Source organism: Bacillus sp. FSL K6-0268, from assembly GCF_038005425.1.
Classification (GTDB): domain Bacteria; phylum Bacillota; class Bacilli; order Bacillales; family Bacillaceae_G; genus Bacillus_A; species Bacillus_A thuringiensis_S.
This window is the reverse complement of sequence record NZ_JBBOTF010000001.1, coordinates 1,181,406-1,194,996: the sequence shown is the minus strand read 5'-3', so window position 1 is coordinate 1,194,996 and position 13,591 is coordinate 1,181,406. Positions and strand designations below refer to the sequence as shown.

The following is a 13,591-nucleotide window of genomic DNA, read 5'->3' as shown; positions in this document are numbered from 1 at the left end:
TAGTAGTAAACTGACAAACTGGGTCTAGTATAAACCTGGTTTGTTTTTTTATTGGATATATATTTTTTTTGCAAAATCAATTAAAATCTTTTTAGAGAGGGTGATTCATATTGATTCGAACTTTTATTTTACAAATTCCTTGTCATAGAAGATTAGATAGGAGTTTTTTTAAACTACAAAAGTACATACCTTTATGTGCGCGTTGTACAGGCATGCTTATTGGTATTTTAATGTTTCCAATTTATTTTTATATGACACCTTCATTTCTTTTGGCAATCATACTATCATTTTTCGCTCAAATTCCGTTACTTATTGATGGGTTCACCCAAAAGTGGAAATGGAGAAGTAGCTCAAATTTGCTAAGAATAACTACTGGTGTGTTAAGCGGTAATGGTATGGGATTATTCATTTCCTCTAGTGTTATATGGATATTATCTTAAGATATATAGTAATGGAGGTATTTACATAGATGTTCTGGATTTACTTAATTCTAATTTTTATTTCAGGCGGAAGTGGAATTGGTTTTATGATTCAAAATAAGTATACAGAAGCAATAATAGCTTTTGTTATTTGTATACTATTGTTTGGGCTACTATATTATTATCTTAAAAGAAACAAAAGAAAGAGAAAAGCAGATTGTGACGATTTAGACTGTACGGATTGTTTTGATTGTGATTGTACTTGTTAAATTTTTCTTCCAAATAAAAAGCTAGTGTATTATTAAAAATACACTAGCTTTTTTGCTTTGAAATTTTAAGAAAAGTGTAGGAATACGGCTATTATATAGAGAACTTTAGTTTTGTATATAAAAGGAGGCGGGAAAATAATCTGTTTTGAACCACATTGGATTTCTAATATGGCTTCTTATTTACTAGATGGGGAGAAACAATCGGAATTTATTCAGCTAGGTGTTTTGCAGAAATTATTTGAAAGTGATACGCAAAGAAATGGTAAAGATGGCAATATAGGCATGAAAATACCGATATATTTAAGTGAATTAGGTGTGAAAAATATTGAATGTAGAGTAAGCGATAAAGTGAACTTTTTAGATTCAAATATGCATCACAATGATAAAAACGATTTGTATCAATCATTAAAAGAAGAGGGGATTGCAGGTGATCCGGGTGATAAGCAACAATTTGTAGAACGTTTAATAGCCAGAGGATTAACATATGATAATGCGCTAGCTCAATATGAAGCTGAACTACGATTTTTTAAAATATTTCATGTGTATTCTTCTTTTGTATACGCTCCCAATATGAAAATTACATTTGGTGACATAGTTTGTTAAAAGGTATGATGTATAAGGATTGTCGTTTAATGTCGATAAGTCGATATTCGACATAGAATCGCTGATATATTTGAATTATCGCCGATATAATTTTATGTACTAATTTCAGCTTCTACAAGATTAAAACCGCATGTTACGTTATTCCATATAATTAAACAAAATACGGAGAAAAACAATCATTTTTACTATATTTTGTTATAAATTTGAATAATATTAATTAATACCATCCATTATAAGAGATTTTAGTTGAATACATACTATATGGTGTGTAAAATCTAAGCAAGTAGCAGTTTAAATATAAATTCGAGGTGAATGCATGCTAGATTTTAAGCAGTTAGAAACTTGTTTAAAAGACAAGAGATTTGTAGATGGATTACAGGAAATAAATAATGAAATTGCATATATAAAAGAAACGAATACTTTATCCTCTGTGAAGAATTGGCTTGCCAATATTCCTTCGCATAAGGAGTTCGATATATTAATTCGCCTTACTGATGAAGGGCTTATGCACCAATACAGTTCATTCCTCATTCGTTACGCTTATAAAAAATTCCCAAATATGAGAACGCTCTCTTTATATTGTGATGAGTTAATTGATGAGCGGAAAATTCTTGAAGCGGAGCAGTTGTTAAAAGAAACTTTAGAAGAGAGTAATAAAGAAGAAATAGATGCAGATTTTTTAGCGAAAACATATTTTACGTTAGTACGATGTCTTTTAGAAATGAAACGAAACGAAGAAGCGTTAATGTATATGCAAAAAGCAGAGGAGTACAGTGCACGCTCAGTGTTTGATAAATGGGGCTACGTTTATATGCATACAGGTGAATGGGAGAAAGCGGAAGAACAATTTATTGCTGGCATGCAGCATGAAGATTGTGAAGAGTTATCTACCTATTTATTATCACAATTGTATGCGAATAAAGGAGAACAAAAACGCGCGATACAGTTAATCGATGATGCAATTGTAAAATTCCCACAAGTACCATATTTTCATTTTGAGAAGATAAAGTATTTATTAGATTTAGAGCGATATGAAGAGATGTTAGCGGTAATAGATAACATAAATACTCAGCTGCCGTATCATGCCTATAATACTTACTTTGTACATTTACGTGCAGAAGCACTGTACAAAATGAATAAATTTGCAGATTTACAAAAACTATTAAAAGAAGAAAAGAGTTTAAAAGAATCTTTATATCATAATTTAGAAAAAAATCCGGATGGAAAAAAGGTTCACTTGCCGATAGTTCCTATTGTACAAAAGGATAATTATTGTGTTCCGACAAGTTTAGAGATGATGTTGCGTATATGGGGAGAGAAACGTACACAAGATGAAATAGCAGAGTTTATTTTTGATATGACAGGTTCGAAGTTTTCAGATACTGTTTCTTATTTAGAAGAATTAGGTTATGAATATCGTTATTTTAAAGGGAATGAAGAGAATTATAAGAGACTGATTGACGAAGGAATTCCTGTTTTATTAAGTATAGATATTGAGCATGCTTCACACGTACAAGTTCTATCTGGATATGATGATACATTGCAAGCTTTCTATGTTCAAGATCCAAACTTTATAGAACCAGTTCTTGTGGAATATAGTAAATTACAAGAAAAATATCGTTATACAGGCTGTTTAGCAATCACGTTTGTTCCGAAAGAAAAGAAGGAGCAACTAGCGTTTCTAAGTGAAGAAGAAAATCGTTATTTTAAATCTATTTTTTCTCTTACGGATCATTTAGATGAACATGACAAAGAGGGAATTAGTAACTTAGTACAATTTTTAAAAGAAACGAGTGATAATCCAAATACGTGGTTATATACGATAAAGCACTTAGATGTTGAAGTAGATAAAGAATTTATTTTATATTGTATCGATAAGTTAATGGAAAAGTTTCCGAACTCGGACTTTGTTAAATTGCATGGTGCACAGTGTTTTATTCGTCTTCAGGAAGTAGACAAAGCCGAGCAAATGCTGACAAGCGTTGAGAAGAAAAATAATCGTGCATTATATCATTTGATAAATGGAAGATATGCTTTTGAGCAGGAAAGTTATATAGAAGCAATTTCAAGCTTTCGTTCATCGTTACAATTAGACGCAGATCAGCCTATTGCTTGGAGTTTTCTCGCTTTATCCTATATGTATATTGATCAATCTGAAAAAGCATTGCAATACTCTCAAGTTGCGTTAGAGCGTAGTCCTGAAAGGTTTACTTTAACGAATCACGGTTTAATATTAATAGATTTAGAAAGATATGAAGAAGCATATGAAATCTTTAATGACTTGTTAAAAGAGTATAAATATGAAGCACATGTATGGTATGAACGAGCGAGATGTGCACATCAACTAGGAAAATTATATTTAGCAATAAAAGGGCTTAAAGTAGCGATTCTTTTGGATAGTAATGCACCTTACATTTATACGAAACTTTCGGAAATATACGAATCTGATTTGAAGGATGAGGAAAGTACGAAAGAAATTTTATTAAACGGTATTGAGAATTGTGATGATAAAGCACCTCTTTACGTAAAATTAGGTGACTATCATTTTCAAAATGATAGCTTGGAAGAAGCAGAAGTATTGTATAAGCGTGCTTTAGAAGAAAATGATGAGGATGTTTATTCTCACTTCGGACTTACACAAGTGTATATGGCAAGAGAACAATACAAGGAAGCAAAAGAATATATTCTTGGTCTTGAGAAGCAAATTGAAAAGAGCCAAGATTTCCTCATGAATGCAGGAATGGTTTTATGGGATGCTGAAATTGAACTTGGTGGAAATGAAGAAGGGTTTAAAGTAGCGCTATCTAAGTTAGAAAATGGTATAAAGAAAAGTGATTATAATGTAGCAAGTGCGTTAGATGAATATGTGAATCGAATTAAAGGAACGGAATTTGTACAACGAGGTATAGCGTTTTTAAGAACGTTACACAAAGAAAGAAATGAAGTAAGTGAGTACGGTTGTTATGCAGGTATTTTATATGAATCTATTGGACAGTACGGCCAAGCGATGAAAAGATATAGTAAGGCGATAGAACAAAAGGAAACGGCATTACCGTATTACCGAATTGGTGAAACACTTATGGCATTAGGACAATTGACGGAAGCAAAACAAGCGTATGAAACATGTTTAGAGCTTGATGGGAATTTCGTAGGTGTACATTTACAGCTTGCGGAAATATACGAAAAAGAAGAAAACCGTTTTAAAGAACAAAGTCATATGGTTCAGGCGATGAAAGAAGAGCCGTTGCATATTAATATGGAATATTTGGCACAGCTTTCAGTAGATATGAATCTTCAGGAAGAATTGTTGACTGAACTAGAACAATTAGCGGAAGAAGTACCTGAAATATGGCGTTTAGATGCGATTGCATATGTGTACGGTGCGATGAATGAAATAGATAAAGAACAAGCACAGATTGAATACGCGCTACAATTAGATGGTGAGCATATAGAAGTTCTATATCATTATGCAAAAGTATTAGTGAAAAAAAGAAATGTAAAAGCAATTGAAGTTGCAATGAAAGTAATACAAAAAGATTTTGATAATGAACGTATATTTGATGTTTATGTAAAAGCAGTAGAGCAACATAAAAAATTGTCTAACATACGAGATTTTCTTCATACGTTAAAGGTGAAAAAAGCAGAAAGAAGTACAGCATTCATGTATGCTGCAGCTGCGGTTACGGAAATATGGATTGAACGCCAGCTGCATGAACAGCCGAAACGATCTATCATTACGAGAGCTTTTTATCGTATGAAAAATCGTGCGAAAGAAATTTCAATGGTTACTATGATAATTGATTTATATGAAATCTCTTTAAAGTTAAATCCGAAAAATAGTATGGCAGCACAGCGATTTGCGCTATTTTATGAGAATGTAGAGATGAATAAAGAAGCGATAGAGATTTTGCACACATCACTAGAAAATAGATGGGATTATGAAGTAGCGAAGCAACTTGTAAATCTTTTCGTTGAGTGCGAGGAAGAAGATATGTTAAGAGATGCTTTGGAATTAACGAAGCAAATGGTTCGAGAACTACCAGATGATTATGATACTCTTCTTCTGCAAGCACAAGTATTCTTTAAAGCAGGGGAAGAAAGAAAAGCAGAAAAGATTACCTTACAATTAACGGACCAAACACCGTTCGTAAGTAGAGCATTTCTTGCTTTAGGAGAGATATATCAAAGTCAAGAAAGGTTTGAAGAGGCAATTCAAGTATTAGAAAATGCTTCTATACATCATCCAAATGAAACAGTAATTCTTCTTTCTTTAGCGTCTTCATATCATGGTGCCGGCCAAACACTAAAGGCAGAAAAAATAACAAATGAAGTATTAACAATGGATGCAAGTGATTTGTTAGCAAGATATGATCGTGCTTGTTATTTAGCACAGTTAAATAGAAATGAAGAGGCGAAGGAAGAGCTTGAAATTGTCCTTCGTGAGGATGACTCGGGATTCTTTGTTGAACTTATTGAGGATGATGAAAATTTAGCAGCATTGCGAGAATTTGAAAAGTAATTGTATAAGAATAGGGGATAAGGATAAGAATATATTTTGAATTAGTTGACAATTAGTTGTCAAATGGCATAAAATAACTTTTAATAAAGTATACAAATCTGAAGACGAGAAAGAGTAAAATAGTGAACTGTTCTCCAGAGAGCCGGTATATTGCTGAAAGCCGGTGGGCAGAAGTTATTTGAAAATCATCTCCGAGGAGCCGAGGCTGAAAGTGAGTAAGCCCGGACGGATGTCTACCGTTACAAAGAACACGTATGATAGTACGTTGCTAAGCGCTATTAGTGAAAAGCTAATAGAATTAGGGTGGTAACGCGGGTAAACCCGTCCCTACTTCATAGGGGCGGGTTTTTTGTGTGCTTTTAAAACATTCAAAGGAGTGATTGTAGATGAAGAAAGTAGATGTAAAAGAGTCAGCTGTAGGGAGAGAAACACGTATTCGTAAGCAGTGGAACGAACAAAGCATTTTTGAACAATCAATTCAGAATCGAGAAGGCGCGCAATCGTTTGTGTTTTATGAAGGGCCACCAACGGCGAACGGTTTACCACACGTCGGCCATGCACTTGGTCGGGCAATTAAAGATTTAGTAGCAAGATATAAAACGATGGCTGGTTATAAAGTAGTAAGAAAAGCAGGATGGGATACACACGGTTTACCTGTAGAACTAGGTGTTGAGAAGCAACTTGGTATTTCTGGTAAACATGAGATCGAAGAATATGGTATTGAACCATTTATTCAAAAGTGTAAAGAGAGTGTTTTCACATATGAAAAGCAGTGGCGTGAATTCACTGAAAGTATTGGTTATTGGGTAGATATGGATGATCCATATGTAACTTTAGAGAATCCATATATCGAAAGTGTATGGCATATTTTGGGGACGATCCATGAAAAAGGATTGTTATATAAAGGACATAGAGTTTCACCATACTGCCCAAGCTGCCAAACCTCATTGAGCTCACATGAGGTTGCACAGGGGTATAAAACAGTAAAAGATTTAAGTGCAACTGTGAAGTTTAAAGTGGAAGATAGTGAAAATGAGTATTTCTTAGGTTGGACAACGACACCTTGGACACTTCCAGCAAACGTAGCGCTTGCTGTCCATCCAAATATGGAATACGTTAAAGCAAAACAAGAAGGTCATGTATATATTGTTGCGAAAGAACGTGTACAAGAAGTATTAAAAGAGAATTATGAAGTATTATCTGTTCATAAAGGCGAAGAATTATTAAACACATCTTATGCAGCCCCATTTCCGATGAAAGAAGTTACAAATGGTTACCGCGTTATCGCAGCAGATTTTGTAACAGCAGATAGTGGTACAGGACTTGTTCATATTGCTCCAGCATATGGAGAGGATGATTATAGAGTCGTTCAAAGTGAAGGATTGTCATTCTTGCACGTTGTAGATGAAAAAGGTGAGTATACAGAAGCAGTACCATTTTTGAAAGGAAAATTTGTAAAAGATTGTGACGTGGATATCGTTCGTTATTTAGCGAAGGAAGGTTTACTGTATCATAAAGAAAAATATGAACATAGCTATCCGCATTGCTGGCGTTGTGATTCACCACTACTTTATTATGCAGGAGAAAGTTGGTTAATCCGAACAACTGCAATTAAAGATACATTTTTACAAAATAATGATTCTGTTACTTGGTATCCGGATCATATGAAACATGGACGATTTGGTAAGTTTTTAGAAAATATGGTGGACTGGAATATTAGCCGAAATAGATATTGGGGAACGCCATTAAACGTATGGGAATGTGAAAGTTGTAATCATCAGTTCGCACCGAAAAGCATTGCTGAATTAAGAAAGCATAGTACGAACGAAACACCAGAAGATTTGGAATTGCATAAGCCTTATGTAGATGAAGTGCAAGTCTGCTGCGGGAAATGCGGAGGAACAATGAATCGTACACCAGAAGTAATTGATGTTTGGTTTGATAGTGGTTCTATGCCATTTGCACAATATCATTACCCATTTGAAAATAAAGAGTTATTTGAAGAGCAGTTTCCAGCGGATGTTATTGCAGAAGGAATTGATCAAACACGCGGCTGGTTTTATAGTTTATTAGCAGTCTCAGCACTGTATACAGGAAAAGTACCGTATAAACGAGTGTTATCATTAGGGCATGTCTTAGATGAAGAAGGACAGAAAATGTCTAAAAGTAAAGGGAATGCACTAGACCCAGTTGATTTAGTAGATAAGTTTGGTGCAGATGCGCTAAGATGGGCTTTACTTGTTGATAGTGCCCCGTGGAATGCGAAGCGTTTTTCTGAAAGAACAGTACTGGAAGCGAAATCTAAATTTGTAGATACATTAGTCAATGTGTATAGCTTCTACGTTTTATATGCAAATTTAGATGAGTATAATCCGAAAGAAACGTATAATGTAAAGCTTACGAAATTAGACGAATGGGTATTATCAAGATTGCATAGTACAACGAAAAAAGTGAGAACAGCACTTGATGATTATCAATTTACGAATGCAGCTCGTGAAATTGCAGCACTTGTAGATGAAGTGAGTAACTGGTATGTAAGACGCTCACGTAATCGTTTCTGGGAATCTGGTATGAACGCTGAAAAAGCTGCTGCGTATGAGACACTTCATGAAGTACTTGTAACAATTAGTAAATTAATTGCACCATTCACACCGTTTGTCGCGGAAGACATTCATCTTAATTTAGAAGGAAGTAGTGTTCATTTAGCTGATTATCCAGTTGTAAATGAATTACTACTTCAGCCGAAATTAGAAGCGGAAATGGATGCTGTTTTACAAGTTGTTGAACTTGGAAGAAGTAACCGTAATCAGCATTCTTTAAAAGTAAAACAGCCGCTAGCAGAACTTGTATTACTTGAGCATAACGAGAATGATATGGATTGGGAATCTTATCGTGATATCGTTATGGATGAGTTAAATGTAAAAGCGTTCCATGTTGAACTCGATGAAACAAAATACACATCATATCAATTGAAGCTTAATTTTAAAACAGCGGGGCCGAAGTTCGGTAAAAATGTGAATGCAGTGAATGGTTGGCTAAAACAATTATCACAAGAAGAAGTGCAAAACTTTGTATCAACAGGAAGAGCAGTTTACGAAGCAACACCAGGAGAAGAAGTAGTTGTAACTGCTGAAGATGTGTTAGTTGAGAAAGTTGCAAAATCAGGATTTTCTAATACGACTAACGGACAATACACAGTTATGTTAGATACGAATGTAACGGAAGAATTGTTACAAGAAGGAGTAGCGCGTGAATTCATTCGTGCGGTTCAAGAATATCGTAAACAGTTGAATTTACCAGTTAATTTACGAGTCGATGTTATTCTCGATACAGAAGTAGAGCTACAGCGAACGTTAACGAACCATAAAGATTTATTGGAAGAAAACTTACTCGTTAAACAATTTACATTTGGTCACTTAACGAACGAAGACGATGAACTTTCTTTAGGTGAGACAAAACTTAGAATTAAATTAAGTGCGGCTAATTAAAGAAAAAAGGAAGTTGGAATGATTCCAACTTCCTTTTTTGTATGATTAGAATTTATTTGACTATACATTCGATAGGATTACTAGCAAGTTTCTTTTTTCATAGCGTACCGAAAACAATACTGTAGAAATATATTTCTACAGTATTGTTTTCACTTTACACATAAATATTGAGAAAATTTCACTTACCTCAAATGGAAAGGTAATAGAATTGTCCATAGAGAATTACTCCTAGATTCAATTTTTATCCCTCCATTTTGTGGAGAATGATTGCTGAGTGGTAACGGGATAAGGTTGAGCTACTTTATTAGGGGGAGTGGTTCTATGTTTAATAAAAAAATGGTGGCAATGGCAATGACTGTGCCGTTAGTAATGGGGACGATTTCTACGGTTTCGGCATTGGAAAAACAACAGCAAGTAAAGTTAGAAGCTTATTCGCCACAGAAAAAAGCAACTGAATATTTAAAAGAAAATGCTGCGCAGTATGGATTGAAGGCAGACCTTTCAGACTTGCAATATATTTCTACAACAGAAACGTCAGTAGCTTCATATGTTAGGTTCCAACAAGTTGTTAATGGTGCTCCTGTATTTTCAAAACAAATAACAGTTACGCTTAACGGAGAGGGAAAGGGAGTACTCGCTGTTTCTGATTATCAGCCTGTTACAGGTGTGAAGGAAGTAACGACAAAAATTAGTGAAAAAGATGCAATACAAAAATCAATGGCGTATGTTGGAGAAGCAAGTGAGCAAAATTTATGGGCTCCTACAGATAAAGAGTTCGGATATATTGTTGAAGAAGGAATTGCTCGTCCAGTATATAAAGTTGTAGTCCATTCTAATAATCCATTTGGTGCATGGGAAACATTTATTGATGCAGAAAATGGAAAGTTAATTAAAAAAGTTGATATAAACCGAAAAGCTGAAGGGTCAGGAAAAGTATTTTTACCTAACCCAGTCGTATCTAGCGGTAGTAAAGTAGGCTTAAAAGATAATAACGATGCAGATTCAACAGCGCTAACGAATCAATTAAAAACTGTTACTTTAAAAGGCTTAGATGGGACAGGTTTTTTAATTGGAGAATATGTAACGATTTCTTCAAAAGCGAAAACAAAATCTACGAATTTACAATTTAACTATACACGTGCAAATGATAGCTTTGAAGATGTGATGTCGTATTATCATATCGATACATTACAGCGTTACATTCAAGGGTTAGGTTTTAAAAATATTAATAACCGTTCGATAAAAGTGAATGTTAATGGTACAACTGATGATAATTCATTCTATTCTCCATCAACAAAAGCTTTAACTTTCGGTACTGGCGGTGTTGATGATGCAGAAGATGCTGGTATTATCGCACATGAGTATGGGCATTCGATTCAAGATAACCAAGTTCCTGGCTTTGGTAGTTCAGCAGAAGGCGGAGCGATGGGAGAAGGATTTGGCGACTTCTTAGGTGCTACATATGAAGATGCAGTATCGACTACAGGATACGGAAAAGCATGTGTTGGAGAATGGGATGCGACAGCTTACTCTAGTTCAGATCCAACATGCTTACGCCGATTAGATACGAATAAAGTATATCCGAAAGATATAACGAATGAAGTGCATGATGATGGTGAAATTTGGGCACAAGGTCAATACGAAATGGCACAAGCTTTTGGCCGTGATGTAGCAACAAAAATCATTTTACAATCACACTGGTCATTAACACCAAACTCTAAATTCAGTGATGGAGCAAAAGCGATTAAGCAAGCAGATGCTCTTTTATATGGCGGACAACATGCTGCTGATATCGATCGTATTTGGGCAGCGAGAGGCATTAGTACGAATTAATATAAAAAGTCGTGGCATTATAAGCCACGACTTTTTAATTTGCTTACGAACTGGTACTAGTAAATAAAGCTATATCAATGATAGTGTGAATATATCCGTATCCCATTTACTTTTTAGCTTCTTTAAAAACAAAATGTTCTTTAAATTTTCTAGATTCAACTTTTTGACCATTTCGCATCAATCGGAATGGGTGTTCTTGCCATGTAATAATAACATCAACCTCATCCGCTTTTGTAGCAACAGGTAAATTAGCGTGTTCAAATCCAGTTTTTCCACTTGCTAAACGACTTTCCTTTAGGGAAAAGAGTTCATATTTCGTTTTCTTATTTGGTTCGTTGCGGAATACTTCGACGTTTACGTTATATACTTCACTATTCCCGATATTCTTTACTGAAAAATGATATGTTTGAAATTCATCTTTTTTAGCTTGAAGCATATTTTTGTTTGTTTTTTTCGGTTTATCAATATTCACTAGCCATTGACCAGAGTTTTGAGAGATTGGTAAAGATTTTGGTGAATAGGCGTATGTTTCGTTTACTACAATTAGGCAAAACAATAGGAGAAAGAAACTAATTGCTTTTTGCATATGCACACCTCACTTTAAATTTGTTTATTAATATGCGTGAAAAATACGGTTTTTATGTAAAAAATAGGAAAATATTAGATGTGTAATTTCGGATTTGATACATAAGAATATGTATTACAAAATTAACTTTTCCCGTTTTAGAAGCAGTTAGGAGTTAGAAAATCAGAATGTTTCAAAAAAATCTTGCATTTTATAAAGTTAGAAGTTAGAATACTCTGTAAATATAAAAAGTGATGATCAGGAAAAGTACATGGTGCAAAGGTCTACAGAGAGCAGCCGGTTGCTGAGAAGGTTGTGATACCGCATGATGGAAAGACACCTGTGAGTGTTGCTTTGAACGTGATTATTAGTAAAAGCAAACGGTACCTACCGTTATCAGGGCTAAGATGGTCAGTATGACAATTTGGGTGGTACCGCGGAAAAAAATCCGTCCCTATTTATAGGGGCGGATTTTTGTATTCTTTGAAAGGGGGTGAGTGACCGTGGATGATGACGATGACAACAATAACGTAAATAAATATAAAATTACTGGAGGGAAAAATAATGAATTCAATAATGAAGCGTTCACTCACAAAAGAATGTACAAAGCAAAGTGGAAAGGTTGTATTACTTCAAGGATGGGTAAAAAAAATTCGGCATCTTGGAAATGTTAGTTTTTTATTATTACGGGACAGAACAGGAGTAATTCAATGTGTATTAGAGAATGGATTGGCTGGATATAAAGTTGATGTAGAAAGTGTTGTCCATGTAATCGGTGAAATAGTCGAGACGTCGAAAACAGAATTGGGTGTTGAAGTACTTGCTCATGAAGTGAAAGTAATAAACGGTGCAGAACCACTTCCATTTGAAATAAATAAAAAGAAGTTACAAGTGGGCTTAGATCAACTACTTAATGAGCGAGTAATATCATTAAGGCATGAGCGAACCGCAGCGATTTTTAAAGTGAAATCTACACTCGTTCAGAGCTTTAGTGAAATTCTTATAGAGAACGATTTCACACGGATCTTTACGCCGAAAATTGTTTCGCAAGGGGCAGAAGGAGGAGCAAATGTTTTTAAGCTTCCATACTTCCAAAAAGAAGCTTATTTAGCACAATCACCACAGTTCTATAAGCAAATGATGGTGGCAGGTGGGTTAGAACGAGTTTTTGAAATTGCACCTGTATATAGAGCGGAACATCATAATTCTTCCCGTCATTTGAATGAATATATATCGTTAGACGTAGAACTTGGTTTTATTCATGATTTTTATGAAGTGATGCAACTAGAAACGGATGTTTTACGATATATGTTTCAACAAGTAGCGAAAAAATGTGAAATAGAACTACAACTATTACAAATAGAAGTACCTGTTATTACTGAAATACCTAAAATTACATTGTTAGAAGCACAAGAAATTTTGAAAAGTAAGTATCGTAAAGAATCTCCTGTAGGGGATTTAGATACAGAAGGTGAAAAGTTACTAGGGAAATATGTAAAGGAAACATATAATAGTGAATTTGTTTTCATTACACATTATCCGAAAGAAGCGAGACCGATGTATACGATGCAAAATAAAGAGAATCCAGCTATTACTGATTCATTCGACTTATTATATAAAGGGTTAGAAATAACGTCAGGGGCACAGCGAATTCATAATTATGAAATGTTACTCGCTTCGTTTAAAGAAAAAGGATTACACCCAGAGAAATTTCAATCTTATTTAAATACATTCCGATACGGTTGTCCCCCGCATGGAGGTTTCGGAATTGGGTTAGAAAGGATTGTATATAAACTATTAGAATTAACAAATGTACGAGAGGCGAGTGCTTTTCCGAGAGATTGTACTCGTCTTATACCGTAAAAAGATGAAAATATAGACTCTTTCTTTTGCTA

7 protein-coding genes, 1 pseudogene and 2 other annotated features are annotated in these 13,591 nt (G+C 34.6%); of the genes and pseudogenes, 7 read left to right on the top strand and 1 reads right to left on the bottom strand.

The window, feature by feature from the left end:
- Window positions 1-110 precede the first annotated feature (110 nt).
- The 6 genes and pseudogenes from MHI28_RS05900 (at window position 111) to MHI28_RS05875 (ending at window position 11,131) form a co-directional block, all read left to right on the top strand.
- Window positions 111-440 (top strand): DUF2085 domain-containing protein, encoded by a 330-nt coding sequence (locus MHI28_RS05900; protein ID WP_000621475.1) that lies wholly within the window; start codon window positions 111-113, stop codon window positions 438-440.
- A 29-nt stretch (window positions 441-469) separates the two neighbouring features.
- Window positions 470-688 carry a hypothetical protein gene (locus MHI28_RS05895; protein ID WP_000498601.1) on the top strand — a complete coding sequence of 73 codons (219 nt, stop codon included), beginning with the start codon at window positions 470-472 and terminating at the stop codon, window positions 686-688.
- Window positions 689-805: 117 nt separating this feature from the next.
- Window positions 806-1,291, top strand: a pseudogene (locus MHI28_RS05890) (class I SAM-dependent methyltransferase); the annotation flags it as partial.
- Between the two features lie 316 nt (window positions 1,292-1,607).
- A complete protein-coding gene (locus MHI28_RS05885) occupies window positions 1,608-5,810 on the top strand; it encodes a bacteriocin-processing peptidase family protein (RefSeq protein ID WP_000883827.1) in 4,203 nt (1,400 codons plus the stop codon).
- A gap of 92 nt (window positions 5,811-5,902) precedes the next feature.
- Window positions 5,903-6,142 (top strand) — a binding site (T-box leader).
- Window positions 6,143-6,196: 54 nt separating this feature from the next.
- A complete protein-coding gene (gene ileS / locus MHI28_RS05880) occupies window positions 6,197-9,298 on the top strand; it encodes an isoleucine--tRNA ligase (protein ID WP_000754894.1) in 3,102 nt (1,033 codons plus the stop codon).
- Window positions 9,299-9,619: 321 nt separating this feature from the next.
- Window positions 9,620-11,131, top strand: coding sequence for a M36 family metallopeptidase (locus tag MHI28_RS05875; protein ID WP_000482262.1), 1,512 nt, complete (start codon window positions 9,620-9,622; stop codon window positions 11,129-11,131).
- 106 nt (window positions 11,132-11,237) lie between these two features.
- Here the strand turns inward: MHI28_RS05875 and MHI28_RS05870 are convergent, their stop codons facing one another.
- Window positions 11,238-11,717 (bottom strand): hypothetical protein, encoded by a 480-nt coding sequence (locus MHI28_RS05870; protein WP_001167923.1) that lies wholly within the window; start codon window positions 11,715-11,717, stop codon window positions 11,238-11,240.
- A 224-nt stretch (window positions 11,718-11,941) separates the two neighbouring features.
- Window positions 11,942-12,155, top strand: a binding site (T-box leader).
- Between the two features lie 105 nt (window positions 12,156-12,260).
- Between MHI28_RS05870 and aspS the strand changes: the two genes are divergently transcribed.
- Window positions 12,261-13,559 (top strand): aspartate--tRNA(Asn) ligase, encoded by a 1,299-nt coding sequence (gene aspS / locus MHI28_RS05865; RefSeq protein WP_001084712.1) that lies wholly within the window; start codon window positions 12,261-12,263, stop codon window positions 13,557-13,559.
- Window positions 13,560-13,591: the final 32 nt, after the last annotated feature.

Excerpts from the sequence above, each read along its gene's own strand:
- aspS (WP_001084712.1), top strand. The coding sequence starts at position 12,261 with ATGAATTCAATAATGAAGCGTTCACTCACAAAAGAATGTACAAAGCAA.
- MHI28_RS05885 (WP_000883827.1), top strand. The coding sequence starts at position 1,608 with ATGCTAGATTTTAAGCAGTTAGAAACTTGTTTAAAAGACAAGAGATTT.
- ileS (WP_000754894.1), top strand. The coding sequence starts at position 6,197 with ATGAAGAAAGTAGATGTAAAAGAGTCAGCTGTAGGGAGAGAAACACGT.
- MHI28_RS05870 (WP_001167923.1), bottom strand. The coding sequence starts at position 11,717 with ATGCAAAAAGCAATTAGTTTCTTTCTCCTATTGTTTTGCCTAATTGTA.
- MHI28_RS05875 (WP_000482262.1), top strand. The coding sequence starts at position 9,620 with ATGTTTAATAAAAAAATGGTGGCAATGGCAATGACTGTGCCGTTAGTA.
- MHI28_RS05895 (WP_000498601.1), top strand. The coding sequence starts at position 470 with ATGTTCTGGATTTACTTAATTCTAATTTTTATTTCAGGCGGAAGTGGA.